The sequence below is a fragment of the Oryzihumus sp. JJN4-3R genome, assembly GCF_057747915.1.
This window is the reverse complement of the sequence record NZ_CM173229.1, coordinates 4,022,316-4,049,176: the sequence shown is the minus strand read 5'-3', so window position 1 is coordinate 4,049,176 and position 26,861 is coordinate 4,022,316. Positions and strand designations below refer to the sequence as shown.

Here is a 26,861-nt window from a genome sequence, read left to right as displayed (position 1 = left end):
CAAAGTCGATGTGTCCCTCTAACACCGGCATGGCGGGCCTTGCCGGCCTTCGCGCAACGATCGGGTCACGGCCGGTCCCGGCCCCTGGCCGCACCCGCCACCACCCGCCTTCGCCGGCCACCGCACTAGGCTCGGGCCATGGCTCAGATGCGACTGGCCCTGGCCCAGCTGAACGCCACCGTCGGCGACCTCGAGGGCAACGCCCGGGCCATCCGCGAGCAGGCCGCCCGCGCCGCCGGGGCGGGCGCCCACCTGGCCGCCTTCCCCGAGATGGCCCTCACCGGATACCCCGTCGAGGACCTGGCCCTGCGCCGCAGCTTCGTGGACGCCTCCCGGGCAGCCGTCGAGCGGCTCGCGGCGGACCTGGCCGCCGACGGCCTGGGCGAGCTGCCGGTCGTCGTGGGCTACCTCGACCGCGCGCCCGAGTCGACGCTCGACGGTGACCCCGGCCGCGAGCTGCCCCAGAACTGCGCCGCGGTGTTGCACCAGGGACAGGTCAAGGCGCGGTATGCCAAGCACCACCTGCCCAACTACGGCGTCTTCGACGAGTTCCGCATCTTCGCCCCCGGCACGGACCTGACCGTGGTGCGCGTCGGCGACATCGACGTGGCCATCGCGATCTGCGAGGACCTCTGGCAGGAGGGCGGGCCGGTCGCCCTCACCCGCGACGCCGGCGCCGAGCTGCTGCTGGTCATCAACGGCTCCCCCTACGAGGAGGACAAGGACGACACCCGGCTGGAGCTGGCCGCACGCCGCGCCGCGCAGGCCGGCTGCATGCTGGCCTACCTCAACCTCGTCGGCGGCCAGGACGAGCTGGTCTTCGACGGCGACTCGGTCGTGGTGAGCAGCACCGGCGAGGTCCTGGCCCGGGGCCGCCAGTTCGAGGAGGAGCTGCTCGTCGTCGACCTCGAGCTGGCCGAGAGCACGGTCGACCCGGCTGCCGGCCTGCCGCCCGGGGTGCAGCACGTGGTGCTCTCGCAGACCCCGGTCGCCCCGTATGCCGCGCTGCCGGCCCCGCTCGCGCCGCGGCTGGACCCGGTCGGCGAGGTCTGGCACGCGGTGACGCTCGGCCTGCGGGACTACGTCCGCAAGAACGGCATGACCTCGGTGGTGCTCGGCCTCTCCGGCGGCATCGACTCGGCGGTGGTGGCCGCCCTCGCGTGCGACGCGCTCGGCCCGGACAACGTCGTGGGCGTCTCGATGCCCAGCGACTACTCCAGCGAGCACTCCCGCGACGACGCCGCCGAGCTCGCCCGTCGGACCGGCCTGCGCTACCGCGTGCAGCCGATCGCCCCCATGGTCAAGGCGTTCATCGCCGAGCTGGGCCTGACCGGCATCGCCGAGGAGAACCTCCAGGCCCGCTGCCGCGGCTTCATCCTCATGGGCATCTCCAACTCCGAGGGCCCGCTGACCCTGGCCACCTCCAACAAGAGCGAGCTGGCCGTCGGCTACTCCACGCTCTACGGCGACAGCGTCGGCGGCTTCGCCCCGCTCAAGGACGTGCCCAAGACCCAGGTCTGGGAGCTGGCCCGCTGGCGCAACGCCGAGGCCGTCCGCCGCGGGGAGACGCCCCCCATCCCGGAGAGCTCGATCACCAAGCCACCCTCGGCCGAGCTGCGCCCCGGGCAGGTCGACCAGGACTCGCTGCCGGACTACGCCCTGCTCGACGCGATCCTCGACCGCTACGTCGAGGGCGCCCAGGGCCGGGCGCAGCTGATCGAGGACGGCTTCGCCCCCGAGGTGGTCGACAAGGTCGTCTCGCTGGTCGACCGTGCCGAGTGGAAGCGCCGCCAGTTCGCCCCCGGCCCGAAGATCACCGCGCTGGCCTTCGGCCGCGACCGGCGGTTGCCGATCACGAGCCGGTGGCGGGAGCAGGACTCCTGACCCCTAGCCTGACGTCCCCCGAGCCCCACCCCACCAAGGAGTCTGGTCGATGAGCGAGCAAGCCCCCTACGGCACCGGTCCGGCCGCCCCCGGCGAACCGGCGGCGGGCGCGACCCCCCTGAAGCGGATCCGCATCCCGCACCTGCAGGCGATGAAGGAGCGCGGTGAGCGCTGGGCGATGCTCACGGCATACGACCAGTACGCCGCGGAGATCTTCGACGCGGCGGGCATCCCCGTCCTGCTGGTCGGCGACTCGGCGGGCAACAACGTCTACGGCTACGAGACGACGCTGCCGGTCACGGTCGACGAGCTGATCCCGCTGGTGCGCGCCGTCAGCCGCGCCGCCCGCCACTCCCTGGTCGTGGCCGACCTGCCGTTCGGCTCCTACCAGGGCAGCCCGCAGCAGGCGCTGGAGACCGCGACCCGCTTCATGAAGGAGGGGCTGGCCCACGCGGTCAAGCTCGAGGGCGGCAAGCACGTCGTGCCCGCGGTCGAGCTGCTGACCCAGGCCGGCATCCCCGTGATGGCCCACGTCGGCTTCACCCCGCAGAGCGAGCACGCCCTGGGCGGCTACCGCGTGCAGGGCCGGGGCGAAACCGCCGACGCCCTCGTCCAGGACGCGTGCGAGCTGGAGAAGGCCGGCGCGTTCTCGATCGTCATGGAGATGGTGCCCGCCGATGTCGCCGCCCGCGTGACCGAGGTGCTGCACATCCCGACCATCGGCATCGGCGCCGGCCCGGAGTGCGACGCCCAGGTGCTGGTCTGGCAGGACATGGCCGGCCTGCGCGGCGGCAAGGCGCCGCGCTTCGTCAAGCGCTACGCCGACCTGCGCACGGTGCTGTCCGACGCCGCCCGCGCCTACGCGGACGACGTCGCCAAGGGCACGTTCCCCGATGCGGAGCACTCATTCGAGAGCTGAGGTCGTGACCTCGACGCCCACGCCCGCATGCACGACGGTGGGGGTGGGCGTCGTCGTCTGCCGCGCCCGCACCGTCGTCGACTCGGGCCGGAACAGCTTGCGACGCAACGTGATCGCCAGGTAGGCCACCGACGCGAGCGTCACGACCGCCATCGTCGTGAAGATGGCCCGGTAGCTGACCAGGCTGACCAGCGCGGCACCGAGGGCGATGCCGAGGGTCTGCGGGGTGCCGAGCACGGCCTCGGTGGCCGTGGAGACCCGCCCCATGAGCCGGCCGGGCGTGCGTCGCTGCATCAGGGTGGTGAAGCCGATCAGGACCACGGGGATGGACCAGCCGAGCGCCACCGTCGAGAGCATCACCACCCACAGCGCCGGCGCCAGCGCAACCCCGGCCTGGCCGGCCGCCAGGGCGACGAGGGCCAGGGCCAGGGCGCCCGCCTCGCCGGTCCAGCGGACCACCCTCGGCGCGGTCAGGCCCCCGACGACGGCACCGACGCCCTGCACCGTGAGGACCACGCCGACGAACTCCACCGGCTTGCCGAAGGCGTCGATGACGGCGAAGACGGTCGACTCGCTGAACCCGAGCACGGTGACGGTCAGGGCCAGCGCGACGAGGAGGTGCCGCAGCACCGGCTCGTGCCAGAGGTGGCGCACGCCCTCGGTCATCTCCCGCCACCAGTGCTGGTCGGTGCGCTCGGGGGCGTCCTCCCCGACCCGGACGCGGGCGATGACGACGGCCGCGACCACGAACGAGAGGGCGTCCAGGGCGGCGACCGCTCCCCCGCCGACCGCGGCGAAGAGCGCCGCGCCCACGAGCGGCCCGACGAGCCGGAAGCCCTCCTTTGTCGTGGCCAGCGCGGAGTTGGCCTCGACGAGCTGCTCCTCGGGCAGCAGCTCCTTGAGCATCCCGTTGACGCCCGCCGGGAGCACCACGAAGGAGACGCCGTAGAGGAAGGCCACGGCCCAGACCAGCCACACCTGGCCCGCGTCCCGGACGAGCAGCAACGGCAGCACCACCAGCGCCGAGGCCGCGTTGCCCCAGATGAGCAGCGTGCGCCGCCGGACCCGGTCGACATACATCCCGAACACCGGGGCGACCAGGGACGGCGCGACCACCCAGAGGAAGGTGAGGCCGGCCATCGCGTTGGAGCCGGTCAGCGACTTCACCCACATGCTCAGCACGATGAGCATGAGCGAGTCGCCGAGCATGCTCGTCGCCAGGGCGGCGAACAACGGCCGGAACCCCTTGTGGGTCAATGCTTTTCGCATGTCAGTCCCCCTTCTCGGGGGCGTCCGCCGGCGGGTATGCCGGGATCCCCCAGGCCATGAACGCGCAGACCCGCGCGCCCTCCGGTCGCAGGCTCGGGTCCTCGAGCCGGTCCATCTTCGACAGCAGCAGCTCCCCGAGCTGGTCGTTGATCTCGGTGAGCTCCTCGGCGGTGAGCCAGAGCATCGACTGGGTCGAGGAGGATGCGTCGCGCCACTCCTTCGCCTCGGCCGAGCGGGACTCGGTGGCCCTGATGAAGCGCTCGACCTCGCGGTCGAGCACCACGCGGGTCAGGGTCCGGCCGGCGACCACGGCCTCGGAGCTGCCCTCGTCCTCGTCCCAGCGCATGCCGCGGTGGGTGGCCTGCCAGGGGCGCCGCCGCCCGGTGCCCCCCTCGGCCTCGGCCACGAACCCGTGCTCGGCGAGCTTGCGCAGGTGCCACGAGCAGTTGGCCGGGCTCTCGCCCAGCCGCTTGCCGAGCTCGCTGGCCGTCATCGGCCCCTCGAGCATCAGCGCCTCGAGGATGTTGAGGCGGACCGGGTGGGCGATCGCGCGCAGCTCGCGCGCGTCGGTCAGGGTGCGGGGCTCGTACGCCATGTGTCGAAAGTACTCTTTCGAAAGACTCCTTGCAATACCCTCCCCGAACTAGACCCCGTGCCCGCCTCCGGGGCGGTCCGGCTCCGCCTCAGAGGCGGGTCGGGATGCTCCGCCTGGTGGAGGCCCGCCTCCCGCGCTCACCGGTGGCGGGGGTGCCGGAGCCGGGTTACGTTCCGGACGGCCCACCGACCGTCAAGGAGTCCGCCGTGAGAGTCACCCGCCCCTCCCGCACCACCTCCCTCGCCGCCGCCTCGGTCACCGCCCTGGCGGCGATGCTGACCCTCGCGCCGAGCGCCCAGGCGACCAAGCCCGGCAGCGACAGCACGACCGGCACCGGCAGCGTGTTCATGGTCAACCCGGTGCAGTCCAGCGGCGACGAGTCGCTGACCGACCAGAGCGACTCCGACGCGGCCGTGCCCGCCAGCGCCTACGCGACCGTGCAGCTGCGCAACCTCGACGGCTCGGGCTACCTGTCCGGCAAGTGGGCCAACGTGCGCACCAACACCGGCCCGGCGGCCTACAGCACGACCAACACGTTCAGCTACACGCGGCACGACGACCGGTTCGAGCAGGTCATGGCCTACTTCTGGGTCAACCAGGCCCAGGAGTACCTCCAGTCCCTGGGCTTCGGCTCGACCCTGCGCCCGGTGAACATGCACGCCCAGGACGTGCGCATCGACCAGTACGGCATCGACAACAGCTACCAGACCGACAAGCAGGACTTCCTGCGCTTCGGCAAGGGCGGGGTCGACGACGCCGAGGACGCGGAGGTGATCATCCACGAGTACGGCCACGCGGTGCACGCCGCGCAGGTCCCCGGCTTCGGCACCAGCCTGGACGCCGGCTCGATCGGCGAGGCGTGGGGCGACTACTTCGGCGTGAGCGTCGGGCTCGCCGCCGACCAGCAGTACGGCTGGCCGGTCAAGGCCGAGCAGGCCTGCCCGATGGACTGGGACTCCACGTCCTACACGTCCGCGCCGCACTGCATCCGCCGCTTCGACCGCAACCTTACCGTGGCCGACCGCAAGGGAGAGGTCCACTACGACGGCCAGATCTGGAGCCAGGCCCTGTGGGAGATCCGCCTGGGCTACCAGCAGCTCGGTCTCGGCACCCGCGCCTGGGACACCACCCTGGTGGACAGCCAGTTCGACTACGCCCCCGACACCTCGTTCGGTGCCGCCGCCAAGGCGACCTACGACAAGGCCCTCACCCGCGACGGCAAGAAGGCGGCCGACCTGGTCCGCGCCCGCTTCGCCGCCCGCGGCATCACCTTCTGAGGCCGGACAGCCCGCTCGCCTACGACGCGAAGGCGACCGGGCGCAATACCGCGAGGATCACGTCCGCGACCGCCGCCCTCCACTGGGGGCGGCGGTCGTCGGCGGTTAGCGTGTGCCCATGAGCGACCTGACGTTCGGCTACGCCGCGATGCTGGAGCAGTTCCACCCGAGCGAGGTCGTCGACCTCACCGCCCTGGCCGAGGAGCACGGCTTCTCCGGCTGCATGGCCGCCGACCACTTCCAGCCGTGGGTGCCCCAGCAGGGCCAGGCCGCCTTCGTCTGGAACGTCCTCACCGCCGTCGGCGAGCGCACCCGCGGCGACATGGGCCCCGGCGTGACCTGCCCGAGCTTCCGCTTCCACCCCGCGATGGTCGCCCAGGCCGCCGCGACGCTGGAGGCGATGTACCCCGGTCGCTCGTGGCTCGGCGTCGGCTCCGGCGAGGCGCTCAACGAGCACGTGATCGGCGGCTACTGGCCCGAGGCCGGCGAGCGCAGCCGCCGCATGTTCGAGGCGATCGAGCTGATCAAGAAGCTGTTCGACGCCTCGATCGCGGGCAAGGACATCAAGCACAAGGGCGAGTTCTTCACCATGGAGACGAGCCGGCTGTGGACCATGCCGGAGGTCGCTCCCCCGGTGCTCGTCGCGACCGCCGGCCCGATCAACGCCAAGAAGACCGGCAAGTTCGCCGACGGCATCATCACCGTCGGCGCCCCGCTGGAGAAGATCGAGGGCCTGTTCGCCAAGTTCGCCGAGGGCGCCCGCGAGGCCGGCAAGGACCCCGACACGATGCCCAAGGTGCTCCAGCTGCACATGTCGTGGGCCTCCACCGACGAGGAGGCCCTGGCCAACGCGATGACGGAGTGGCCCAACGGCGGGATGAAGTTCCCCAAGGCCGACATCCGCAGCCCGCACGACTTCGCCCAGATGGCCAAGCTGGTGCGGCCGGAAGACTTCGAGGGCCGCATGGTCATCTCCTCCGACCCGGACGAGCACCGCGCCTACATCCAGCGCTTCGTCGACCTCGGCTTCGACCGGGTCTACCTGCACAACGTCGGGCGCAACCAGGCCGAGTGGATCGAGGTCTTCGGCCGGGACGTGCTGCCCAAGCTCACCCGCTGAGCGGCAGCCCCCGCACCGGCGACCACGCCTGGCCGTCGAACCCGTAGAGCCAGGCGTGGTCGACCACCGTCCGCAGCGGAAGGGCGGCGGCGAGGTCGTCCTGCATGCGCTCGACCTCCAGCGGCGGGGCCGCCTCGGCCACGGTCAGGTGCGGGATGACCTCGCGGTGGACCCCGCCGTAGGGCTGCGCCTCCGGCCAGCGCGCGGCGATCGCCTCGGTGAGAGCGACGAACGGCGCCGCCGGCTCGGGGGCGAGCCAGAGCACGTCGGCCTCCTCGAACCAGCCGGTGCGCCGGAAGGTCACCTCGACCGGCCCCACGCGGCGGCAGATCGCCGCGAGGTCGGCCAGGACCGCCTCGCCGACCTGCTCCCGCGGCAGGAACGGGTAGAGCACCGTCACGTGGGCCGGCACGCCCAGCGGCGCCGACCGGTCGAACCGCTCGCGCCACGCGGACACCAGCGGCTCCGCGTCCGGCACCGGCACGACCACCCCGGTCTGCCCCGCCTCGAACGCCATCACGTCCTCCCCGCCTCGTCCCCGTCGGTCCGGGTCATCGTCGCAGCGTGTCCGGCCGCCCGTCGCCCCGGCGCCCAGGTCAGGATGCAGGGGTGACCCCGACCGGAATGCCGCCACGCACCTCCGCGCGTCCCTTCACGCCCGCCCGGGACCGGGTGGCCCCGGGGGCCTGGCTCGTCGGCCTCGGCGTGGTCGCCCTGCTGGTGGCCTCGGCCAGCCTCGACGGGCCGGGCTGGTTCGACCCGGGCGAGCAGTGCGCCCTGGACTCCTCCGGCGGCATCAGCAGCGCGGCCTCGGGCCCCTTCGCGAAGGAGACCCGGTTCTTCCCGCCACGGGTCACCTGCTCACTCGGGGGCAGCGTCCACGCCTACCAGAGCGAGGCACGGTCGTGGCTGATCGGCGCGGTGCTGGTGGGCGCGCTCGCCTGCCTGGACGTCGGCGTGGTCCTGCTGTGGCGGCGCGCCCGGCGGAAGGTCCCGGCGTCCACCCCGGGCCGCCCGGTCGCGCACATCGCGCTGTCCGCCGTCCTCGGTGTGGTCGTGTGCCTCGGCTGGTCCGCCGTGGGCCTGATAGGCCTGTTCCTCGCCGAGACCGCCTGGGGGGCCGTCGCCGCCGCTGCCCTGTGCCTGGCCACCACGCTCCCGGTGATCATCCGACTGGACGGCGCGCTCGGACCGCCCCGCCGCCGGCTGACGACCTCCTGGTGGCGCGCCATCGGCACCGTCCTCGTCGGCATCGCCGCAGCAGCAACAGCCGCCACCCTCGCCGGTGGCGCTGCCGGCGGGGCCGCGTTGAGGGCAGCGGCGCCCATCGCCCTGGCCGGTGGCACGCTCGGCTTCGCCGGGACGACCGCCCTCACCTGGCTCCTGGCGAGCGGTCCCCGAAAAGCCGGCGACCGGCACACCGGGTCTCTGGGATCATCACGGCCGTGAGTCTTGGGGAACGCCTGGCACGGCTGCGTGTCGACACCACGCCGCTGCGGGAGTCCCGCGACTTCCGGCTCCTGTTCTGGGCCGGCACGGTCTTCTACCTCGGCGGGATGGTCAGCTACGTCGCCGTCCCCTACCAGCTGTTCCACCTCACGCACTCCAACTTCGCCGTCGGCCTGCTCGGCATCGTCGAGCTCGTGCCGCTGGTCGTGTTCGGCCTGTGGGGCGGGGCGCTGGCCGACCACGTGGACCGGCGCACCATGGTCCTCGGCTCCGGCATCGCCCAGGCGGTGCTGACCCTGGGGCTGGTGCTCAACGCGTTCCTGCCGCACCCGCAGGTCTGGCCGATCTACGTCATCGGCGCCGTGCTCTCGGCCGCCCAGTCGCTGCAGCGGCCCTCGCGCGAGGCCCTGATCCCGCGCACGGTCCGCCACCAGCAGCTGCCGGCGGCGGTCGCGCTGTCGTCGCTAAGCATGCAGGTGGGCCTGCTCGCCGGCCCCGCGATCGGCGGCCTGCTCATCCAGGCGGTCGGCGTGACGTGGTGCTTCGCCATCGACGTCAGCGGCATGACCATCGCCAGCCTGCTGTTCGCCCGGCTCGGGCGCTACCCGGCCACCGACCGCAGCAACCCGCCGAGCCTGTCCGGCATCGCCGAGGGGCTGCGCTACGCCGTGCGCCGCAAGGACCTCATGGGCACCTACCTCATCGACATCGTGGCGATGTTCCTCGCGATGCCGACCGTCCTCTACCCCGCCCTCGCCGCCACCGTCCTGCACGCGCCGGGCGCCTACGGCCTGCTGGTCTCGGTCGGCACCGTCGGCAGCCTCATCGCCACGACGACCTCGGGCTGGACGGCCCGGGTCCACCACCACGGCCGGGCTGTCGTCATCGCCGCCGCCTGCTGGGGCGCCGCCGTCGCGCTGGCCGGCCTCACGACCAACCTGGCGCTGGTGCTCGTCTGCTTCGCCGTCGCCGGCGCCGCCGACATGGTCAGCGGGATCTTTCGGGGCACGATCTGGCACCAGACGATTCCCGACTCGATGCGCGGCCGCCTCGCCGGCATCGAGATGCTCTCCTACTCCCTCGGCCCGCTCGGCGGCCAGGCCCGCGCCGGCCTGGTGGCCGACCGCTTCGGGGTCCGCGCCTCGATCACCAGCGGCGGACTGCTGTGCGTGGCCGGAGTCGGGCTGACCGCCGCGTGGCTGCGCGACTTCTGGCGCTATGACTCGCGCACCGACGAGCACGCCGTGCACGAGCGCCGGGTCCGGCAGGAGCGTGAGGAGCGCGAGACCGCCTCCTAGAGTGGGGCCCGTGAACGAGACACCCCGCACCCGCTGGTCCGAGATCGCCGGCGACGCCGGCGGCGAGCGGTATGCCGCGCGGTTCGCGGCGCTCGCCGCGTCCGGTCAGGACGTGCACGGGGAGGCGACGTTCTGCACCGCCCTGCTGCCAGCGCCCGCCCGCATCCTCGACGCCGGGTGCGGCACCGGCCGCGTGGCCATCCGCCTCGCCGAGCTCGGCTACGACTGCGTCGGCACCGACGTCGACGCCTCGATGCTGTCGGTGGCCCGCAGCAGCGGACCGGACCTGCCGTGGGTGCTGGCCGACCTGGCCACGCTCGACCTCGCGGCCGCCGGGGAGCCCGAGCGCTTCGACGTCATCGTCGCCGCCGGCAACGTCATGCCCCTGCTGGCGCCGGGGACGCTGCGCGGGACGCTCGCGCGCCTGACCGCCCACCTGCGCACGGACGGGCTGCTGGTGAGCGGCTTCGGCCTCGACCCGGCCCACCTGCCGCCGGGCTGCCCGGTCACGCCGCTGGCCGACTACGACCGGGCGTGCGCCGACGCCGGCCTCGACCTCGTGGACCGCTTCGCCACGTGGGACCGCGAGCCGTGGAGCCCCTCGGCCGGCTACGCCGTCAGCGTGCACCTGGCGCCCTGAGGCGCCGACTGCCAGACCGGCCCGGCCGGCATACCGGCACGGTGGCCGCACCCCGCCGGACACACGAAACGGCCCGTCCCACCGCGGGTCCGCGGGGTGGACGGGCCGTCTCGGGCGCTCGGTGAGGCGAGGTCAGTCCTCCAGGCCCGCGTCGTCCCAGGCCTTGTCCTCGGCGTCCCACTTCTCGGTGTTCTGCCGCGCGTGCTCGAGGGCCTTGGACGCCTCGTCCTGCGAGGTGTAGGGACCGAGCAGCTGGTCACCGCTGCTCTTGTTGCTGTCGTCCTCGACCTGGCCCTTGTCGACGTTGTACCAGTAAGCCATTCGACCCTCCTGTGTGCGCTCGTCACTCGTGCTCGTGCCAGACTCCACCGTATGCCGCTGACCTACGCAACCGTTGCACCCGGCACGATCAGCCCGCGTCGCCCCGTCCCCTCCTCGATCGCCCGGCCGGAGTACGTCGACCGCCCGGCGCCGGCGAAGTACGACGGCCCCGAGGTCAAGGACGCCGAGACCATCGAGAAGATGCGGGTCGCCGGGCGCATCGCCGCGCAGGCGATGGAGGAGGCCGCCAAGGCCATCGCGCCGGGCGTGACCACCGACGAGATCGACCGCATCGGCCACGAGTACCTCCTCGACCACGGCGCCTACCCGTCCACGCTGGGCTACCGCGGCTTCCCGAAGTCGTTGTGCACCAGCGTCAACGAGGTCATCTGCCACGGCATCCCCGACGACCGCCGCCTCGAGGACGGCGACATCGTCAACATCGACATCACCGCGTTCATCGGCGGCGTGCACGGCGACACCGACGCGACCTACCTGTGCGGTGACGTCGACGAGGAGTCCCGCCTGCTGGTGGAGCGCACCCGCGAGGCCATGATGCGCGGCATCAAGGCGGCCGTCCCCGGGCGTGAGATCAACATCATCGGCCGCGTGATCCAGAGCTACGCCAAGCGGTTCGGCTACGGCGTGGTGCGCGACTTCACCGGCCACGGCATCGGCACGGCCTTCCACTCCGGCCTGGTCGTGCCCCACTACGACGCCGCCCCGGCCTACAGCACGGTCATCGAGCCCGGCATGACGTTCACCATCGAGCCGATGCTCAACCTCGGCACCCACGAGTGGGAGATGTGGGACGACCAGTGGACCGTGGTCACCAAGGACCGCAAGCGGTCGGCGCAGTTCGAGCACACGATCCTGATCACCGAGTCGGGCAACGAGATCCTCACCCTGCCCTGAGCTGACCTGGAGGCGTCATGTCCCGCACGCACCACCCCCTCGGCATCGACATCGGCGGCAGCGGCATCAAGGGCGCCCCGGTGGACCTGGCGACCGGGGAGTTCGCCCTCGAGCGCAAGCGCATCGAGACCCCGGAGAAGTCCACGCCCCAGGCCGTGGCCGAGGTCGTCGCCGAGATCGCCGAGCACTTCGAGGACGCCACCGGTGACTCCCCCATCGGCGTCACCGTGCCCGCGGTGGTCGTCGGCGGCGTCGTGCGCACCGCCGCCAACATCGACCCGTCCTGGATCGGCGCGGACGCGGCCCACCTGCTCAGCGAGCGGCTCGGCCGGCCCGTCACGGTGGTCAACGACGCCGACGCCGCCGGGGTCGGCGAGCTGCACTACGGGGCCGCGCGCGACGTGGCCGGGCTGGTCCTCATGACGACCCTGGGCACCGGCATCGGCAGCGCGCTGCTCAACCACGGCGTGCTCATCCCCAACTCCGAGCTGGGCCACCTCGAGCTCGACGGCCACGACGCCGAGACCCGCGCCTCCTCGGCCGCCCGCGAGAACGAGGACCTGTCGTGGGAGGAGTGGGCCGAGCGGCTGCAGCGCTACTACGCCCACCTGGAGAACCTGCTCTGGCCAGACCTCATCGTCATCGGCGGCGGCGTGTCCAAGAAGGCCGAGAAGTTCCTGCCGCTGCTGCACCTGCGCGCCCCGGTCGTGGCCGCCCAGCTGGAGAACAGCGCCGGCATCGTCGGCGCCGCCTGGCACGCGGCCAACCCCGGCCACTGACCCGCCCGGCTCGCCAGGTCAGCGGGCTCGGGACAGGTCGGCCAGCAGCTGCGGCCCGCGCCGGTCGAACACGCGCGCCCCGACGCGCACCCCGACCAGCAGGTATGCCGTGCCGAGGCCGGCTCCCAGCCCCAGGGCCACCCACGCCAGCCCGGGCCGGCCGCCCCAGACCGCCAGCCCGGCCAGGACCAGGACCGGCGAGACCAGCAGGGTGAGCACAACGCTGGTGACCACCTGCACCAGCAGGGTCAGGCCCGAGGCCCCGGTCGGTGAGGAGAACGGGTTCTCGCCCGGCCCCGGCACGGGATAGGGCTTGAGCGCGCTCACGACGCTGGAGAGCCCGAAGCCGCCCAGCAGCAGGGCCAGCCCGCAGCCCAGGACCGCCGGCAGGGCCTGCGCGCGCCCGGCCACGGCGCAGCCGATGACGGCGTAGAGCGGCACGAGGACCAGCCCGAGGACCGCGGTGGGGACCATCCGGCCGACCCGGTCGGCCACGCCGGCCACCCCGGTGGCGAGGTGCCCCCAGAAGGCCGTCCCGTCATACGCGAGGTCGTTGTGCAGGCCATAGCCGAGCAGGTAGCCGATCGTGGGCGCCATGAGCAGGCCGAGCGTGGGGTGCCGGCCCTGGCCCACGAGGTTGGGCACCAGCAGGCCGAGCGGCAGCAGCGGCATCAGGCCCACGGCCGCCAGGTAGCGCGGGTCACGGCGCCAGTAGGTCAGCGCCCGCGCGGCGACCGCCCCGGTCGGAGTGGCGGGCACCCGGGCGAACCAGCCCAGGCCGGAGCCGACGGCGCCGGGCCCGCCGCCCTCGCGGGGGTTCTCCGCCGCGCGCTGCAGTGCTCGCGACCACGCCGCCAGCACGGCGGCGAGCACCCCGAGGGCGAGCACGAGGCGCACCGTGGCGGTGCCCCAGTCGCCGACGGACGCGTCACCGCCGACGGCCCATGGCAGCCCCAACGGCGTCCACGACACGACGGGCACCAGCACGCGGACCAGCGCAGAGAACGACTCGGCGTGCTCTGAGGTGACCGACACCGCCGGGCCAAGGGAGACCACGACGAGCATGCCGACGACCGTGGCGACCTCCTTGCCGCGACGGCTGCGCAGCAGCGCCGCGGCCGCCGTGGCGACGGCCCGGCTGAGCGCCACGCAGGTCAGCAGCGCCACCACGGCGCCGACGAGGGCCAGGACGACGGCGCCCGGCGAGCGGGAGAAGGTGACCACGGTGGCCAGGGCCAGCACCGCAGCCGCAGCACCAGGCACCCCCACCACCCCGGCGAGCAGGTTGCCCAGGACCAGGTCGCGCCGCGGGACGGCGTAGGTGGAGAAGCGGACCGGGTCCAGGGTCTGGTCGACGCCGGAGACGACCAGCGGCACGATCACCCAGCCCAGCGTCACGGCACCGCCGGCGAGCACCACCACCGCGCGGGCGGTCTGCGGGTCGGCGGCGAACCGCAGGGCCACCAGGCCGGCCATGCCGGTCGCGACGAGGAACAGCGCGTAGAGACCGCCGAGCACCATGCCGACCAGCTGGGCGGTGCTGCGGCGCAGGCTGTTGCGCAGCAGCAGCAGCTTCAGTCGGAGGAGGTGCGCAACCACGCGAGGGCCTCCCCCATGTCGGTGCGACCGCCGACCAGCTCGACGAACCGGTCCTCCAGGGAGCTGCCCTCCCGGACCTGCTCGAGCGTGCCGGCCGCCCGGACCCACCCGGCGGCGACGATCGCGACGTGGTCGCACAGGCGCTGCACGAGGTCCATCCCGTGGCTGGACAGGATGACGGTGCCACCGGAGCCGACGTATCCGGTGAGGATCTGGCGGATGGTGGACGCCGAGACGGGGTCCACCGCCTCGAACGGCTCGTCGAGGACCAGCACCCGCGGGGCGTGGACCAGCGCGCTGGCCAGCGCCACCTTCTTGGTCATGCCGGCCGAGTAGTCGACGACGAGCACGCGGGCCGCCTCGGCCAGGCCGAGCGCCTCCAGCAGCTCCCCCGTCCGGGAGGCCACCACCGCCCGGTCCATGCCGCGCAGCAGCCCGGCGTAGGTGACCAGCTGCTCGCCGGTGAGGCGGTCGAACAGGCGCAGGCCGTCGGGCAGGATCCCCACGAGCCGCTTGGCCCGCACCGGGTCGGCCCACACGTCGCCCCCGAGGAGGTGAACGGTCCCGGCATCGGGACGCAGCAGGCCGGTCGCCATCGACAGGGTGGTCGTCTTGCCGGCGCCGTTGGGGCCGACCAAGCCGTAGAACGAGCCGCGCGGGACGTCCAGGTCGAGCCCGTCCACCGCGACGGTGGCCCCGAACCGCTTGCTCAGCCCGCGCAGGCTCAGGGCAGCGTCATCGGGTCCCCTGGCGTCCATGTGCGAGACGCTAACAAGGAACCCGCTGCCGGCTCAGGCGAACTCGCCGGGTGCCCCGCCGGCGAGGTCGCGCACCTGCAAACCCTCCGGCCCGAAGCTGCCCACGTGGTGCAGGTACAGCGCCCGGCCGACGTCGCTCAGGAGCGCGTCGTGCACCGGCACGGCATACCGGGGGTTGATGCGGCGCACGAAGGCGAGGGTGTCGCGGACTGCGCACCACGGCGCGGACAGCGGCAGGGCGAGCACGTCGACGTCACCGGGCTCGGCGTCGTAGGCGTCGCCGGGGTGGAACAGGCTGGGCTCGCCGTCGGCGCGGAGCACGAGCCCAGTGTTGCCCACCCGCGGCACCCGGTCGTGGTTGACCGCGTGCAGCTCGCCCACGGGGCTGACCTCGACCGGGCCGATGTGGGTCGCCTCCCCCGGCGTGAGCGCCTGGGCTGCGATGTCGGCGTCCTTCAGGAGCATCGCCGCCGTCTGGGCCTCGGCGAGCAGGCGCGCCCCCGGGTTGAGGTCCAGCAGCGCGGGCAGCCGGCCCGCGTCGACGTGGTCCTCGTGCTGGTGGGTGACGAGGATGGCGTCGAGGTCCCCGACCTGCTCGACGCCCGGGCTGAACACGCCGGGGTCGATGAGGATCCGCTGGTCGGCTGCCTCGACGAGCAGGCAGGCGTGTCCGAGGTGGGTCAGGCGCATGTCAGCAACGTATCCCCGCTCGACCCGGCCCGCGCGCGGGTCAGCCCACCAGGGTCGCGTGCCGTGGCCCCCCGGCCGGGAGCGGCCGGCCGGCTCAGCCTGCCCGGCGCACCGGCGCCGGCGTCCGGGCCCGGCTGGCCAGGCGCTGCACGACCTCACGCTCGAGGTCGTGCATGCGCGCGCAGGCGCACTCTCCCGCATCCTCCCCGGCGTCCGAGTGGGGGCGGCCCGCCAGGCCCGGGCAGGCGTGCTGCTCGGCCTCCTTGCGCGCGCGGGCGAGCTCCACGAGCAGCTCCGCGTCGCTCAGCAGGCTGTTGCTGAGCAGCCCGTGCTCGTCAGCCATGTGCATGGGACCTCCCCAGGGACCACCTCGGCATGCCCGTCGGTCGACCGTAGGGCGTCTGGTGCAGACCGACCTCGGGCCTTTGTCCTAGGACGGCTGCGACACGGGTACGTCCGATGCGTGAGGGGGGTGCTCGAGCCGGCGCTCGATCTCGGCCTCGATCGCGTTGAGCCGGTAGCAGGTGCACGACGGCAGCGGCACGCCCTTGCGCCGGCCGTCGACCACCAGCGCCGGACAGCCCCGCTTCTCGGCCAGCGCACGCTCCCGCCCGAGCTCCTGGAGGAGCCCGGCGTTGTCCATCAGAGTCAGGTCTTCTTGCACGTCAACGCCTCCCACGTCACGTCACACCGACTCCCGCCCCGGGTCGCAGTATGTCCCGAGGGGTCGGCGTGGCGCCGGAGAACGCGGGAATCGGGCCTCGGGCGTCATGGGCGCCGCGGCTACAGTCGGGTGATGAGGGTCTCGGGGATGCGGCGGACATTGGTGGGGACGTCGATGGGCCGGGGGGCGGTGCGGCGCACAGCCTCGCGACGACCCGCGTTGAGGCGGGCCGTGGTCGTCCTCGCCGTGGCTGGGCTGGCCCTCGCCGGCTGCACGGCCGGCCCCGGGCACCCCGGCAGCCGTGGCGCCGGCACCGCCGGCGTCACGCCCCGGACGCCGGCCGCCTCCAGCGCGGTGACCGCCCGTCCCTCGGGCAGCGCCGCCCCCGGGGCAGCGGCCCGCCTGACACCGACGGTGACGCCGCGTCCGGAGCACGTCGTCGTGGTGGTGATGGAGAACCACGCCGCCGAGAGCATCGTCGGCAGTCCGGACGCCCCCTTCATCAGCAGCCTCGCCCGCTCGGGCGCGAACTTCACCCAGTCGTATGCCGTGACGCACCCCAGCCAGCCCAACTACCTCGCGCTCTTCTCGGGGTCCACCCACGGGGTGACGGGCGACCAGTGCCCGCAGGTCCTCAGCGGACCCAACCTGGCCACGGCCCTGCGGGCGGCCGGGCGCTCCTTCGTCGGCTACTCCGAGGGGCTGCCCGCCCCGGGCTTCCAGGGGTGTGGCGCCGGCGCGTACGCGCGCAAGCACAACCCGTGGGTGGACTTCGCCGCCGTCCCCGCAGCGGCCAACCAGCCGCTCACCGCCTTCCCGACCGACTTCGCCAGGCTGCCCTCGCTCGCCTTCGTGGTGCCCGACCTCAACCACGACATGCACGACGGCACGGTGGCGTCGGGTGACGCCTGGCTGTCACAGCACGTTGGTGCCTACGTCCGATGGGCGATGACGCACCACAGTCTCCTGGTGCTCACTTTCGACGAGGACGACAACCACCATGACAACCGGATCGCGACGGTCGTCGTGGGCGACCACGTAAGGCCCGGGCCGTTCACCCAGCGGGTGGACCACTACCGGGTGCTGCGGATGCTGTGTGACCTGCTCGGGGTGCGGCCCATGGGACGCAGCGCGGGCACCTCCCCCGTCACGGGGATCTGGAGCAGCTGAGCGGCAGGCGGGGCCGTTCGCGCGGCAGGGGGTCCAGCAGAGGCGGCGCGAGCCGCGAGGACGGAGGACATCATGCGGGCGACCGACCTGTTGCTGGACGCGTTCGGCAGGATCCGCGCCGGCGTGGACGACGTGGTCGACGGCCTCAACCTCGACCAGCTCGGCTTCCGGCCCGGGACCGCAGCCAACTCGATCGCCTGGCTGGTCTGGCACCTGACCCGGATCCAGGACGACCACGTCGCAGGGGTGGCCGACCAGCCGCAGGCCTGGGCGAGCCGCGGCTGGGCCTCCCGCTTCGGCCTGCCCTTCGACGTGGCCGACACCGGCTACGGGCACACCTCGGCCCACGTCGCCGCGCTGCAGGGGACCACCGCCGAGCTGCTGGCGGGCTACCACGACGACGTCCACGACCGGACGGTCGCCTACCTGGAGGGCCTGGAAGACGGTGACCTCGACCGCGTCGTCGACAAGCGGTGGGACCCGCCGGTGACCCTGGGGGTCCGGCTGGTCAGCGTGGTCGGCGACGACCTGGCCCACCTCGGGCAGGCGCAGTACGTGCGGGGCCTGCAGGACCTGGCCTGAGACGACGGCAGCCCGCCACGTCGGACGTGGCGGGCTGCTGAAGCCGCAGTGCTGGTGCTACCAGGACCTAGCGGTGGCGGAACACCAGCCGACCGCGGGTCAGGTCATACGTGCTGAGCTCGACGACCACGCGGTCCTCGGGCATGACGCGGATGCGGTGGCGGCGCATCCGGCCGGAGAGGTGGGCCAGCACGTTGTGGCCGTTGGTCAGCTCGACACGGAACATCGTGTTGGGCAGGCACTCGGTGACGGTGCCCTCGACCTCGACAGCATCAGTCTTCGTCTTCGACATCCACGATCCTTTCGATTGGCAAGGCTCTGCACCCGGGCAGTTACCGAAAGGCAGCCCGCCGCCTGCGCCTGGAGGCGCGGCAGCGCCCGGACGGGCGGTGACGACTCTCGGTGCGGCGCCCACCCTCACCGGCATCAGCACGGCGTGGGCGGACGAACGCGCGGGCTCACGTGAGGACGGAGCCCGGAAACTGTGTCAACAGTACCGCTGATCGGGTTGTTCCCGTGACCACGCTGTCGGGCAGGTCACAGCGGGTGGCGCAGGAAGGTGTGGCGATTCACCCCCCAAGGGTTGCTACCCGGCCCGGCCCCCGGCGGCGAGCGTGGTCGGCACCGGCCAACAGGTGGCCGACCACGAAAGGAAGCACACCATGAAGCTCGACCTCGGCCGTCGCTCGGCCGTCATCGCCCTCGGCGTCGGGGGCGCCCTCTCCCTCGGCGCCGCTGCCGCCCTGGCCTCGACCGCCCACACCGCCACGCCGACGCACATGCCTGCCGGCTCCATGGACGCCACGTCCATGGGAGGCACCTCCACGCCGACGTCGACGGCCGGCCGGACGACTCCCTCGCCGACCGCCACCTCCTCCCCCACCTCGTCCTCGCCGTCGGCGACCGCGACCCGGCAGCTCTCCGTGGCCCAGGCTGTCGCCCTGGCCTCACGCCAGATGCACGCCCAGGTCGAGAAGGTCGAGATGAAGGTCGGCACGTCAGGCGTCGACTACAAGGTGGACCTGGTCCGCCCGGACGGCAGCGACTTCGACGTCCTCGTCGTCGGGCGGACCGGCCGCGTGCTCACCGAGGCCCAGCAGGAGCAGCTCGAGGCCGTCCACCCCGACAGCGACACCGGGACCAGCTGATGTCCTGTCCCCGGACGGTGCGCCCGCGCGCCTGCCACCCTGGACCGCACACCGCCGCGTATCGCGCGCCGCGGCACCGGTGCTCGCCGGCTGACGGCGGGCTCAGCCCCAGGCGCGCGCCAGCGGCGCGATCCGCCCACAGGAGGTGCACCGGGTGTGCCACCCCGCGTCGGACCTGACCGTGGTCAGGGAGAAGGGGCTCTTGCACGCCACGCAGTAGCGGGCGACGGCTCGGCGGAGGCGCAGGGTCTGGGTCCGGGTCGAGGTCGACATGGACGCATCCTGCGCACCCCGCCCGTGCGGCATCTCCACCAGATGACGTAGGCCGGCCCGCAGAAAGGCGGTCACGGGGCGATCAAGGAAGAAGGTCCCGCAACCCGCGGTGACCCGGGTCGCGGGGCGCCCCACGGAAGGGCACCACACGGGCATACCGAGGGGTGCCGCACAGGCGCGGTCAGCGGCCGGCGCGCGAGCCGGCGGCGACCTGCTCGATGAGGTCCGCCGCGAGGGTGAGCCCGTCCCGCGCCCGGACCTGGCGCGAGACCTCGCGCAGGCGGGCGTGCAGCGACTCGTCGTGGAGCAGGCGCTCCACCGCAGAGTGCAGCTCCTCCTCGGTGAACCGGTAGGTGTCCAGGCGCACCCCGAAGCCCTTCTCCTGCACCCGCTGGGCGTTGTCGTACTGGTCCCAGAACAGCGGGAGCACGACCATCGGCCTGCCGAAGTGCAGGGCCTCGGTGACGGTGTTGTTGCCGCCGTGCGTGATCACGAGGTCGACCATCGGCAGGATGCTCGTCTGCGGCAGGAACTCCTCGCCCCACATGTTGTCGGCGAGGTCGTAGTCGCGGTGGCACGGGCCCCTGGAGACGATGTAGCGGTGCGGCGTGCGGGACAGGACGTCCACCAGCCGCTTCATCAGCTCCACGTCAGCGCTGCCCAGCGACCCCAGCGAGAGGTAGACCAGGCGCGAGCCGGACGGGCGGTCCGCGAGCGCCTCCGGCAGGGCGAACCCGGCGTCGGTGTGCCGCACGCTGGAGTCCAGCCGGTGCCAGGTCTCGCCCAGGCGCCGGTCGTAGTCCATCGCCTCCGGGTAAACGTAGAGGTTGAGCCGCTCCGAGGTGTGGACGAAGTCCAGGTCCGGCAGCGGCGGCGCCCCCTGGCTGCAGACCCAGTTGTTGAACTCCTGCCACATCGGCCGGTGCGTCCGGTCGTACTCGCGCCGGAAGTCCGCCCACCCGGCGGGGTCGTCCGAGCCCAGTCCCGAGAAGACCGGCGGTATCCGCGGGTCCCTCGCCTCGAGCGGGTTGCAGGACATGATCCGCACGTAGGGCGCCCCCGCCGTGAGCAGGGCCGGGAACGCGACGACGTTGTCCTCGACGACCACGTCCGGCCGCGCCGCGCTCACGATCTCGCGCAGCTGTGGCTCGCAGTGGACGGCGCCGTCGACGAGCGCCTGGAACGTGGGCCGGATGAAGCTGTCGAGCTGCTCGATCGTCGGCCGGCGGAACTCCGGCGCGGTCTCGCGGATGAACTCCTTCCAGAAGTGCCCCGCGTCGTCCTCGGCGCCCTCCTCCGGCGGGGTGAGCTCGACCAGGGCCTCCTCGAAACCCAGCGGGGCGAGGCGGCCCTTCCACGACTCCTCGGCGGCGAAGACCACGTGGTGCCCCCGGGAGCGCAGGACCGTGCCGATGCCGATGCAGTTGTTCGTCGGCCCGTAGGCGGACTCGGGCATGAACAGGATGGACAGTGGTGTCGATGCCATCAGCCCACCTCCGCACCGGTCGCAACCGCGTCGTTGAGCGATTGAAGACTCGTGGTCCCGGGCCGGTCAACCGTCCGACGACGGAGTCGGGCGCGGCTGCTCGCCGCGCCCGACCCGGCCGATCAGTTGATCTGGATGGCGTTGCCCTTGGTCGCCGGGGTGCTGCCATCACGGTTGTCGATGGTGATGGTGGACTTGCCGTTGCCCTTGGTCAGGTCTGCATTGCTCGGCACCGTCACGAAGACGTCGATCTCGGTGGAGCTGACCCAGGCGATGCTCTGGACGGCGATCGCGGAGCTGGAGAAGGTCACCGTGGCGCCAGAGCCGATGTTGGTGCCCACCACGGTCAGCTTGACGTTGGTGTCCCCGCGGGTGAGGGCCGACGGGGTCACCGAGGTGAACGTGGGGGGCGGCGGTGCGAGGTTCGTGAGGGAGAAGGCCACCGAGGAGGCCACGCCCGGCACGCTCGCGGTGACGCTGTAGCTGCCCACCGTGGTGTTCGCGGTGAACGCCGGCGCCGTCGCCAGGCCGTTGGCGTCGGTGCTGACGGTCGCGGTCCGTCCGCCACCGGCGAAGGTGCCCGAGGCCCCGGTGGCCGGCGCGGTGAACGTCACGCTCGCGCCGCTGACCGGGTTGCCGCCGGCGTCCGCGACCCTGGCCACGAGGGCCGAGCCGAAGGTGGTGCCGACGACGACCGACTGGCCCGAGCCGCCGGACACCGCGATGGTGCTGGGCGCCCCGGCCTGGTTGGTCAGGCTGAAGGCCACGCCGGCCCCGGTGATCGCCGCGGTGACGCTGTAGCTGCCCACCGTCGAGTTCGCGGTGAACGCCGGCGCCGTAGCCCGTCCGCTGGAGTCGCTTGTGACGGACGCGGTCCGGGTGCCCCCGGTGAAGGAGCCGGAGGCTCCGGTGCCCGGTGCGGTGAAGGTGACCGACGCGCCGGAGACGGCGTTGCCGGAGGAGTCGACGACCTTCGCGACCAGAGGGCTTGCGACGGCGCCGACGGTGACGGTCTGCGGGCTCCCGCTCGCCACGGACAGGCCGGCCGCGGGACCTGCGGTGTTGCTCAGCTGGAAGGCGACGGACAGGGCGGTCCCGGAGACAGTGGCCGCCACCGTGTAGGCGCCGCTGGTGGCGTTCGCCGTGAAGGTCGGCGACGTCGCGATCCCGTTGCTGTTGGTGGTGACCGTGGCGTTAGTCGCACCGGGGAAGGTCCCGGAGGCGCCGCCGATCCCGGCCGTGAAGGTGACGCTCGCACCGGGGACCGGGTTGTTGCCGCTGTCCACCACCTTGACGACCAAGGGCGCGGCGAACGCCGTGCCCACCTGGGCTGACTGCCCGTTCCCGCTGACGACCGAGAGACCGGCCGGCGAGCCGGCCACGACGGTGACCTGGTTGCTGCCGGCCGTCGACGTCCAGCTGCGGTAGACCGCCGTGACCGTCCAGCTGTAGGTGCCCGGGGCCAGCCCGGTGTCGTCACAGGTGGTCGAGGTGAGCGGGGCGCTTTCACTCCCGCACACCGGCGTCGAGCTGGACGCGCTGCCGCTGCGGCTGACGTAGTAGCCGGTGACCGGGGCGCCGGTGGACAGCGTCGCGGTCCCCCACCTGAGGTGGACCGTCCCGCCGCCGGCGGCCGTCGCGGTGACCGGGCTCGGGGCGCCCAGGGTGGCGGTCGCGGCGGTGCCGGTCCCGGACCCCAGGGTCGCCCAGTAGGCCCACGCCGGCGTCGCGGCCAGCAGCGAGGCCAGGGCCAGCAGCGGCACCAGGACCGCGCGGCGGCTGCTGCGCAGCCGCACCGGCCGCGGCGTGGCGACCAGGTGTCCCATCGTGGTGTGAAGTCCCATCTCAGCTCCCCTGACCGGATCCGGCGTAGCCCAGCGTGAGCGTCGCCCCCTTGCACCCGTCCTGGTTGACCGGGCGGTCGACCAGCACCACCTGCGGCCACTGGCCGGCCGGGAGGCCGAGCTGGCTCAGGCTCCGGCTGCTCAGTCCGGGCACCGCGAGCGGGTAGGGCCCGGAGTACTGCCGCACCGCGTAGTCGGTGAGGCTGCACGGCAGGCCGTGCGACACGGCATACGGCGTGCGGGTGACCGACTGCAGGCTGACGGTGAGGTTGGTGACCGACACCGGCTTCTTGTCCTCGTTGGTGACCGTCAGGTCGAGCGGGCGCAGCACCCCGGGGGCGAGGCCGTCGACGCTGCCGGTCAGGCTCAGCTGGCGGTGCGTGGTGGTGACGACCAGCCGCACGGTGGCCATGGCCGACCGTGTGGCACCCGTGGCGTCCTGCCCCGCGGCCGTGACGGTGAGGGTGAACATGCCCTCGACCGCCTGGTCGGTCGTGGCCACCTGCACGGTCGCCGTGCTGCCGCCGGTCGGGCTCGGGGCCACCGTCGCGGTGGCGCCCGCAGGCGCGCCGGTGACCGAGAAGGTCACGTCACCGGGCAGGTTCGTCCGGGTCAGGGACAGCCCGTATGCCGCGGTGCCGCCGGGTGCGACCGTCACCGACGCGGGGGTCGCCGCGAGCGAGAGCGAGCCCGAGAGCGGTGGGTTCACGGTGAGGCCGGCGGTCATGGAGCCGCTGACCTTGCCGCTGGTCGCCGTCACGGTGAACGTGTCCGGGCCCAGCGGGGTGGTGGCCGAGGTGGTGACGACCAGCGTCGAGGTGGCGGTGCTGCCCGCCCCGTCGGCGGTCAGGGTGGTCGTGGCGGGGGTGAACGTCGCCGTGGTCCCGGCCGGGAGGCTGCTCGCGGCGAGCGCGACCGTGCCGGCCAGGCCGTTGGTGCTGGTCAGGGTGACGGCCCAGGTGGCCGTGGCGCCGCGCGTGACGGTCTGGCTGGCCGGGCCGACCTGCACGGTGATGCCCGGCTTGGTGGGCGTCGCCCAGCCGGCGGTGGTCAGCAGCGTGACCCCCGTGGCCAGGGCGAGGAGCATCAGCCCCACCCGTGTCCATCTCCTGCGTGCGTGCATGCCCCGCCCCATCCCCTCGCTGTGGTCCTGCCGTGGTCCTGCCGTGGTCCCCGTCCAAGCGACCGGGACGGTCCCCTGTTCGGTCGGCCTGCGCGGGCGGGGCGGCCGGTTCGGCCGCCCCGCCTCACGCCACGGCGACTAGCTCGCCGAGACGTACAGCGGCACCGTGGCGCCCTTGCAGCCGTCCTGGCTGGAGGACAGGTCGTTCATCGTGATCGTGACCGTGCCGCTGACCGTGCCCCCCGGTGCGATCTCCCCGGGGGTGAAGCTCGGGGTGCCGACCGAGTAGTCGGCCGCCGAGCAGCCCTTGACGGCGGTCCACGCGGTGCCGTCGGCGTTGGCCACGGTGACGGCCACCGCGCTGAGGTTCTGGGCGCCGCTGTTGTTGTTGGTGATGTGGAACGCCACCGTCTGGGTGGGGCCGCCCGGGGTCAGCGGGCCGCCGGTCGCGTCACCGGTGGTCACCGCGAACAGCGAGCTGGTGCCGGTGGTCGCCGAGCCGGTGCCGGAACCGGTCGTGGTCCAGTAGGCGTAGGCGCCACCGGCCGTGCCGAGCAGCAGGGTGCCGGCGAGGATGACCGTGCCGGCCTTCTTGCGTGACGTGAAAACGCGCATGGTGCAGTGCTCCTGTTCCCCCTCGAGGGGCGACGTCGGGAGAGCGGGACCAGCCCGGCCCGAGGTGGTCCCCCCTGCCGCGCCATGCCCCCCGCTCCGGCCCGTCCGGGCCGTGCGACACACCTTCGCCGTCGGAGCCGGGCCGGCGGATCGGCAGACAGGGCAGCCTTGCCCGACGGAACGGACTACAGCACCTGCATGAGGCGGCCGCCCCCGCCGTGTGCCCGCTGCCACCGGTCCCCCACCGGCGTGGGTCGTTCGACCCTGCCCGCGCCGGCCGCCGCGAGGGAGGCTGGGGGTGGAAAGGCAGGTGGTGGTCGTGAAGACCTTCGCAACAGCTCTTCGCCGGACTGCCCTCATCCTCACGTCGCTCTTCGCCGTCGGCGGCCTACTCTTCGCCCTCGGCTACGCCTTCGAGGACCCGGGCAGCTGGCCCGCGGTGCTGGTCGCGGCCGCAGTGCTCGTGCCGCTGGCCGGGCTGGCGTTCCTCGCCGTCCGCGCGCCGGCGCTGGCCGTGCACGTCCTCACGGTCGGCGTGGCCCTCTTCGCGGCCTGGGCCGCGCTCAGCGTCTTCGTCGACCTCGTCGAGGCACCCGACATCCCGGTCATCGCGCTGGTCCTGTCGGTGCCGATCGCGGTGGTCGCGCGACGGTACGCGATGCGCGCCGGCTGGCTCATGCTCACCCTCGCGGCCGTGCCGTTCGGGCTGGTCCTCGTCCGCCTCGTCCGCGAGTCGGGCGTGGAGGGAGCGGCGATGAGCGGCCTGCTGGGCGGCTCGACCGGCGTCGTGGTGGTGCCCCTGGCCATCTTCGCGGGCCTGCTCCTGGCGTCAGCGACGCTCGGGCGTCAGGACGCCGGCCCGGGCCAGCCGCACCCGCTGCCTCCGCAGCCGCGGCCCCCGCACGCGGCCGCACGGCCGCAGTGACGGGCGGCGCAGCGCCGGCGCCCTTCAGGGTCCGCGCTGTCAGGGTCGGCGCTGTCAGGGTCCTGAGAGCAGGCCGCGCTGGATGGCGATGGACATGGCTTCCAGCTTGCTGTGGGCGCCCAGCTTGGCCGACAGGTTCGCGACGTGGTTGCGCACGGTGTTCACGCTCACGTCGAGCTCGGCGGCGATCGCGGCGTTGGACAGGCCCTGGGCCAGCCGGCTCAGCACCTCCTCCTCCCGCCGGGTCAGGGTCGGCTGCGGCCCTGACGTCCGGGTGAGCTTGGGCAGCAGCCGGGCCAGCATCTCCGGGGAGATGCTGGCCTCGCCCTGAGCGGCAGCCCGGACGGCGGTGGTGACCTCGGTCAGGCTGCGCGTCTTGGACAGGAAGCCCGCGGCGCCCGCCTCCAGCGCGCGCACCAGCACGTCATCGGAGCTCGCCCCGGTCAGGACAAGCACGTTCATGCTCGGACGCAGCGCCCGCAGCTCGGGGATCGCGGCGACGCCGTCGCCGTCGGGCAGCCGGCGGTCCAGGATCAGCACGTCTGGCGATGACGACTGGACCCGGGAGCGTGCCAGGGCGAGCGTCTGCGCCATCCCGACCGTGGTCAGGTCGGGCTCCTCGTCCAGGACCCGCGCCAGGCTGGCGGCGACGACCTCGTGGTCGTCGACGATGAGCACGCGGATCGGGCGGGCGCCGTCGCGGTCACCGTTGCGCTCGTTGTCGTGGTCACCGTCCACGCGGCTCACCTCCCCACTCCGCCCTTAGTATCCACGCACTAGACGCCCTGGGGCCCCGGCATCGCCGATCCGGCCTGGGGCAGTCGCACGATGGCGGTGTCCGAGCCTCGTCCCGTCAGGCAGGTCCATGTCCCGCGTCCGTGTCCTCGTCGCTGATGACCACCCGGAGATGCTGTCCGCACTGGTCATCGCGGTGGAGGCCGACGTCCGCTTCGTGGTGGCCGCCACCGCGACCTGCGGGGAGCAGGCCACGCGCATCGCCGCCGAGGTGCCCGTCGACCTGGCTCTGGTCGACGTGCGGATGCCGGGCGGCGGGCCGGCTGTGGCCCTCGCGCTCTCCGGGCTTCCCCGGCCGCCGGTCGTGGTGGCCATCTCGGCCGAGACCGCTGTCACCACCGTCGTCGACATGGTGGCCGCCGGGGCGGTCGGCTACGTGGCCAAGGGCCGGATCGGGGAGGCCCTGCCGGAGCTGCTGGCCCGCTGCGCCCACGGCGAGGTGGTGCTGGCCACCCCCACCGGGGCCGCTGCCCTGCGCGCGCTGCTTGGCCCACGGCATACCGACGTGCCCGCTGGGGTGACCGGCGCGGCCGTCTGACCCACGGGCACTGACACGCGGGCCCTTGCTGTCGTGCCGTGCCTGTTGCGCCTTGGCTGCTGCGCCCCGACTGCTGCGCCATGACGGGGTGCGACCTGGCCTGATGATGCGCGGCTTCGCCGACCGAAGGGGGCCACCCGGAGAGAGCGCAGTGCCGACGATGCCCGGCTTACGATGGCCGCGAC

30 protein-coding genes are annotated in these 26,861 nt (G+C 73.2%); 14 read left to right on the top strand and 16 right to left on the bottom strand.

Annotated features, from left to right (window positions below; all coding sequences use genetic code 11):
* The first annotated feature begins 138 nt into the window (after positions 1-138).
* Both AC3ANM_RS19335 and panB read left to right on the top strand, forming a co-directional pair.
* Entirely contained in the window at positions 139-1,884 is a 1,746-nt protein-coding gene (locus AC3ANM_RS19335) for an NAD+ synthase (protein ID WP_488286036.1), read from the top strand.
* Between the two features lie 49 nt (positions 1,885-1,933).
* Positions 1,934-2,803 (top strand): 3-methyl-2-oxobutanoate hydroxymethyltransferase, encoded by an 870-nt coding sequence (gene panB, locus AC3ANM_RS19330; RefSeq protein WP_488286035.1) that lies wholly within the window; start codon positions 1,934-1,936, stop codon positions 2,801-2,803.
* Here panB and AC3ANM_RS19325 read toward each other — a convergent pair.
* Positions 2,789-4,072, bottom strand: coding sequence for an MFS transporter (locus tag AC3ANM_RS19325; RefSeq protein ID WP_488286034.1), 1,284 nt, complete (start codon positions 4,070-4,072; stop codon positions 2,789-2,791). The two genes, panB and AC3ANM_RS19325, sit on opposite strands and share 15 nt — an antisense overlap.
* A 1-nt stretch (position 4,073) precedes the next feature.
* Complete coding sequence (locus AC3ANM_RS19320) at positions 4,074-4,667, bottom strand: helix-turn-helix domain-containing protein (protein ID WP_488286033.1); 594 nt, start codon at positions 4,665-4,667, stop codon at positions 4,074-4,076.
* 206 nt (positions 4,668-4,873) lie between these two features.
* Here AC3ANM_RS19320 and AC3ANM_RS19315 point away from each other — a divergent pair, with 206 nt between their 5' ends.
* Together AC3ANM_RS19315 and AC3ANM_RS19310 are read left to right on the top strand one after the other, a co-directional pair.
* Positions 4,874-5,944: a M36 family metallopeptidase gene (locus tag AC3ANM_RS19315; protein WP_488286032.1), complete on the top strand. Its 1,071-nt coding sequence runs from the start codon at positions 4,874-4,876 to the stop codon at positions 5,942-5,944.
* Between the two features lie 118 nt (positions 5,945-6,062).
* Complete coding sequence (locus tag AC3ANM_RS19310; RefSeq protein ID WP_488286031.1) at positions 6,063-7,064, top strand: TIGR03557 family F420-dependent LLM class oxidoreductase; 1,002 nt, start codon at positions 6,063-6,065, stop codon at positions 7,062-7,064.
* Here AC3ANM_RS19310 and AC3ANM_RS19305 read toward each other — a convergent pair.
* A complete protein-coding gene (locus AC3ANM_RS19305; protein WP_488286030.1) occupies positions 7,054-7,581 on the bottom strand; it encodes a 2'-5' RNA ligase family protein in 528 nt (175 codons plus the stop codon). The genes AC3ANM_RS19310 and AC3ANM_RS19305 overlap by 11 nt on opposite strands.
* Before the next feature lie 92 nt (positions 7,582-7,673).
* Between AC3ANM_RS19305 and AC3ANM_RS19300 the strand changes: the two genes are divergently transcribed.
* Genes AC3ANM_RS19300 through AC3ANM_RS19290 form a run of 3 tightly spaced genes read left to right on the top strand, consistent with a single transcriptional unit; the run spans position 7,674 to position 10,451 of the window.
* Positions 7,674-8,513: a hypothetical protein gene (locus AC3ANM_RS19300; RefSeq protein WP_488286029.1), complete on the top strand. Its 840-nt coding sequence runs from the start codon at positions 7,674-7,676 to the stop codon at positions 8,511-8,513.
* A complete protein-coding gene (locus tag AC3ANM_RS19295) occupies positions 8,510-9,811 on the top strand; it encodes an MFS transporter (RefSeq protein ID WP_488286028.1) in 1,302 nt (433 codons plus the stop codon). The genes AC3ANM_RS19300 and AC3ANM_RS19295 overlap by 4 nt, the downstream gene beginning before the upstream one ends.
* A 10-nt stretch (positions 9,812-9,821) precedes the next feature.
* On the top strand, positions 9,822-10,451 hold the full coding sequence (locus AC3ANM_RS19290) for a class I SAM-dependent methyltransferase (RefSeq protein WP_488286027.1): 630 nt from the start codon (positions 9,822-9,824) through the stop codon (positions 10,449-10,451).
* Positions 10,452-10,583: 132 nt separating this feature from the next.
* Here AC3ANM_RS19290 and AC3ANM_RS19285 read toward each other — a convergent pair whose 3' ends face one another.
* Complete coding sequence (locus AC3ANM_RS19285; protein ID WP_488286026.1) at positions 10,584-10,772, bottom strand: methionine aminopeptidase; 189 nt, start codon at positions 10,770-10,772, stop codon at positions 10,584-10,586.
* Positions 10,773-10,823: 51 nt separating this feature from the next.
* Between AC3ANM_RS19285 and map the strand changes: the two genes are divergently transcribed.
* Together map and ppgK are read left to right on the top strand one after the other, a co-directional pair.
* Positions 10,824-11,687, top strand: coding sequence for a type I methionyl aminopeptidase (map, locus tag AC3ANM_RS19280; RefSeq protein WP_488286025.1), 864 nt, complete (start codon positions 10,824-10,826; stop codon positions 11,685-11,687).
* A gap of 17 nt (positions 11,688-11,704) precedes the next feature.
* Entirely contained in the window at positions 11,705-12,466 is a 762-nt protein-coding gene (ppgK, locus tag AC3ANM_RS19275) for a polyphosphate--glucose phosphotransferase (protein WP_488286024.1), read from the top strand.
* An 18-nt stretch (positions 12,467-12,484) separates the two neighbouring features.
* On the opposite strand, the gene AC3ANM_RS19270 is transcribed toward ppgK, so the two are convergent.
* From AC3ANM_RS19270 to AC3ANM_RS19250, 5 genes are all read right to left on the bottom strand, one after another.
* Positions 12,485-14,065: a hypothetical protein gene (locus AC3ANM_RS19270; RefSeq protein ID WP_488286023.1), complete on the bottom strand. Its 1,581-nt coding sequence runs from the start codon at positions 14,063-14,065 to the stop codon at positions 12,485-12,487.
* A complete protein-coding gene (locus AC3ANM_RS19265; RefSeq protein ID WP_488286022.1) occupies positions 14,041-14,823 on the bottom strand; it encodes an ABC transporter ATP-binding protein in 783 nt (260 codons plus the stop codon). Before AC3ANM_RS19265 ends, AC3ANM_RS19270 begins: the two co-directional genes overlap by 25 nt.
* 33 nt (positions 14,824-14,856) lie before the next feature.
* On the bottom strand, positions 14,857-15,513 hold the full coding sequence (locus AC3ANM_RS19260; RefSeq protein WP_488286021.1) for an MBL fold metallo-hydrolase: 657 nt from the start codon (positions 15,511-15,513) through the stop codon (positions 14,857-14,859).
* A gap of 94 nt (positions 15,514-15,607) precedes the next feature.
* Positions 15,608-15,862 carry a hypothetical protein gene (locus tag AC3ANM_RS19255; RefSeq protein ID WP_488286020.1) on the bottom strand — a complete coding sequence of 85 codons (255 nt, stop codon included), beginning with the start codon at positions 15,860-15,862 and terminating at the stop codon, positions 15,608-15,610.
* Between the two features lie 81 nt (positions 15,863-15,943).
* Positions 15,944-16,156 (bottom strand): hypothetical protein, encoded by a 213-nt coding sequence (locus AC3ANM_RS19250; RefSeq protein ID WP_488286019.1) that lies wholly within the window; start codon positions 16,154-16,156, stop codon positions 15,944-15,946.
* Positions 16,157-16,396: 240 nt separating this feature from the next.
* On the opposite strand from AC3ANM_RS19250, the gene AC3ANM_RS19245 reads away from it, so the two are divergent.
* On the top strand, positions 16,397-17,347 hold the full coding sequence (locus AC3ANM_RS19245; protein WP_488286018.1) for an alkaline phosphatase family protein: 951 nt from the start codon (positions 16,397-16,399) through the stop codon (positions 17,345-17,347).
* A gap of 72 nt (positions 17,348-17,419) precedes the next feature.
* Positions 17,420-17,929, top strand: a complete 510-nt coding sequence (locus tag AC3ANM_RS19240) for a mycothiol transferase (protein ID WP_488286017.1) — start codon at positions 17,420-17,422, stop codon at positions 17,927-17,929.
* Between the two features lie 67 nt (positions 17,930-17,996).
* Here the strand turns inward: AC3ANM_RS19240 and infA are convergent, their stop codons facing one another.
* Positions 17,997-18,221, bottom strand: a complete 225-nt coding sequence (infA, locus tag AC3ANM_RS19235) for a translation initiation factor IF-1 (RefSeq protein WP_488286016.1) — start codon at positions 18,219-18,221, stop codon at positions 17,997-17,999.
* Between the two features lie 370 nt (positions 18,222-18,591).
* Between infA and AC3ANM_RS19230 the strand changes: the two genes are divergently transcribed.
* The gene (locus tag AC3ANM_RS19230) at positions 18,592-19,077 is read left to right on the top strand and encodes a PepSY domain-containing protein (RefSeq protein ID WP_488286015.1); all 486 of its coding nucleotides are present in this window, start codon (positions 18,592-18,594) and stop codon (positions 19,075-19,077) included.
* A gap of 102 nt (positions 19,078-19,179) precedes the next feature.
* Here the strand turns inward: AC3ANM_RS19230 and AC3ANM_RS19225 are convergent, their stop codons facing one another.
* The 5 genes from AC3ANM_RS19225 to AC3ANM_RS19205 form a co-directional block, all read right to left on the bottom strand.
* Positions 19,180-19,350, bottom strand: coding sequence for a hypothetical protein (locus AC3ANM_RS19225; protein WP_488286014.1), 171 nt, complete (start codon positions 19,348-19,350; stop codon positions 19,180-19,182).
* 181 nt (positions 19,351-19,531) lie between these two features.
* On the bottom strand, positions 19,532-20,836 hold the full coding sequence (locus AC3ANM_RS19220; RefSeq protein ID WP_488286013.1) for a glycosyltransferase: 1,305 nt from the start codon (positions 20,834-20,836) through the stop codon (positions 19,532-19,534).
* 122 nt (positions 20,837-20,958) lie between these two features.
* Positions 20,959-22,680, bottom strand: a complete 1,722-nt coding sequence (locus AC3ANM_RS19215) for a beta strand repeat-containing protein (protein WP_488286012.1) — start codon at positions 22,678-22,680, stop codon at positions 20,959-20,961.
* A 1-nt stretch (position 22,681) separates the two neighbouring features.
* Positions 22,682-23,767: a hypothetical protein gene (locus tag AC3ANM_RS19210; RefSeq protein WP_488287984.1), complete on the bottom strand. Its 1,086-nt coding sequence runs from the start codon at positions 23,765-23,767 to the stop codon at positions 22,682-22,684.
* 174 nt (positions 23,768-23,941) lie between these two features.
* On the bottom strand, positions 23,942-24,418 hold the full coding sequence (locus AC3ANM_RS19205) for a hypothetical protein (protein WP_488286011.1): 477 nt from the start codon (positions 24,416-24,418) through the stop codon (positions 23,942-23,944).
* A gap of 319 nt (positions 24,419-24,737) precedes the next feature.
* Here AC3ANM_RS19205 and AC3ANM_RS19200 point away from each other — a divergent pair, with 319 nt between their 5' ends.
* Positions 24,738-25,343 (top strand): hypothetical protein, encoded by a 606-nt coding sequence (locus AC3ANM_RS19200; RefSeq protein WP_488286010.1) that lies wholly within the window; start codon positions 24,738-24,740, stop codon positions 25,341-25,343.
* 54 nt (positions 25,344-25,397) lie between these two features.
* On the opposite strand, the gene AC3ANM_RS19195 is transcribed toward AC3ANM_RS19200, so the two are convergent.
* A complete protein-coding gene (locus AC3ANM_RS19195; RefSeq protein WP_488286009.1) occupies positions 25,398-26,081 on the bottom strand; it encodes a response regulator in 684 nt (227 codons plus the stop codon).
* Between the two features lie 127 nt (positions 26,082-26,208).
* Between AC3ANM_RS19195 and AC3ANM_RS19190 the strand changes: the two genes are divergently transcribed.
* Positions 26,209-26,676, top strand: coding sequence for a response regulator (locus AC3ANM_RS19190; RefSeq protein ID WP_488286008.1), 468 nt, complete (start codon positions 26,209-26,211; stop codon positions 26,674-26,676).
* Positions 26,677-26,861: the final 185 nt, after the last annotated feature.

Excerpts from the sequence above, each read along its gene's own strand:
- ppgK (WP_488286024.1), top strand. The coding sequence starts at position 11,705 with ATGTCCCGCACGCACCACCCCCTCGGCATCGACATCGGCGGCAGCGGC.
- AC3ANM_RS19215 (WP_488286012.1), bottom strand. The coding sequence starts at position 22,680 with ATGGGACTTCACACCACGATGGGACACCTGGTCGCCACGCCGCGGCCG.
- AC3ANM_RS19310 (WP_488286031.1), top strand. The coding sequence starts at position 6,063 with ATGAGCGACCTGACGTTCGGCTACGCCGCGATGCTGGAGCAGTTCCAC.
- AC3ANM_RS19260 (WP_488286021.1), bottom strand. The coding sequence starts at position 15,513 with ATGCGCCTGACCCACCTCGGACACGCCTGCCTGCTCGTCGAGGCAGCC.
- AC3ANM_RS19220 (WP_488286013.1), bottom strand. The coding sequence starts at position 20,836 with ATGGCATCGACACCACTGTCCATCCTGTTCATGCCCGAGTCCGCCTAC.
- AC3ANM_RS19240 (WP_488286017.1), top strand. The coding sequence starts at position 17,420 with ATGCGGGCGACCGACCTGTTGCTGGACGCGTTCGGCAGGATCCGCGCC.
- AC3ANM_RS19225 (WP_488286014.1), bottom strand. The coding sequence starts at position 19,350 with ATGTCGACCTCGACCCGGACCCAGACCCTGCGCCTCCGCCGAGCCGTC.
- infA (WP_488286016.1), bottom strand. The coding sequence starts at position 18,221 with ATGTCGAAGACGAAGACTGATGCTGTCGAGGTCGAGGGCACCGTCACC.
- AC3ANM_RS19265 (WP_488286022.1), bottom strand. The coding sequence starts at position 14,823 with ATGGACGCCAGGGGACCCGATGACGCTGCCCTGAGCCTGCGCGGGCTG.
- panB (WP_488286035.1), top strand. The coding sequence starts at position 1,934 with ATGAGCGAGCAAGCCCCCTACGGCACCGGTCCGGCCGCCCCCGGCGAA.
- AC3ANM_RS19335 (WP_488286036.1), top strand. The coding sequence starts at position 139 with ATGGCTCAGATGCGACTGGCCCTGGCCCAGCTGAACGCCACCGTCGGC.
- AC3ANM_RS19320 (WP_488286033.1), bottom strand. The coding sequence starts at position 4,667 with ATGGCGTACGAGCCCCGCACCCTGACCGACGCGCGCGAGCTGCGCGCG.
- AC3ANM_RS19325 (WP_488286034.1), bottom strand. The coding sequence starts at position 4,072 with ATGCGAAAAGCATTGACCCACAAGGGGTTCCGGCCGTTGTTCGCCGCC.
- AC3ANM_RS19305 (WP_488286030.1), bottom strand. The coding sequence starts at position 7,581 with ATGGCGTTCGAGGCGGGGCAGACCGGGGTGGTCGTGCCGGTGCCGGAC.
- AC3ANM_RS19255 (WP_488286020.1), bottom strand. The coding sequence starts at position 15,862 with ATGCACATGGCTGACGAGCACGGGCTGCTCAGCAACAGCCTGCTGAGC.
- AC3ANM_RS19190 (WP_488286008.1), top strand. The coding sequence starts at position 26,209 with ATGTCCCGCGTCCGTGTCCTCGTCGCTGATGACCACCCGGAGATGCTG.
- AC3ANM_RS19285 (WP_488286026.1), bottom strand. The coding sequence starts at position 10,772 with ATGGCTTACTGGTACAACGTCGACAAGGGCCAGGTCGAGGACGACAGC.
- map (WP_488286025.1), top strand. The coding sequence starts at position 10,824 with ATGCCGCTGACCTACGCAACCGTTGCACCCGGCACGATCAGCCCGCGT.
- AC3ANM_RS19210 (WP_488287984.1), bottom strand. The coding sequence starts at position 23,767 with ATGCTCCTCGCCCTGGCCACGGGGGTCACGCTGCTGACCACCGCCGGC.
- AC3ANM_RS19250 (WP_488286019.1), bottom strand. The coding sequence starts at position 16,156 with ATGGACAACGCCGGGCTCCTCCAGGAGCTCGGGCGGGAGCGTGCGCTG.
- AC3ANM_RS19230 (WP_488286015.1), top strand. The coding sequence starts at position 18,592 with ATGAAGCTCGACCTCGGCCGTCGCTCGGCCGTCATCGCCCTCGGCGTC.
- AC3ANM_RS19205 (WP_488286011.1), bottom strand. The coding sequence starts at position 24,418 with ATGCGCGTTTTCACGTCACGCAAGAAGGCCGGCACGGTCATCCTCGCC.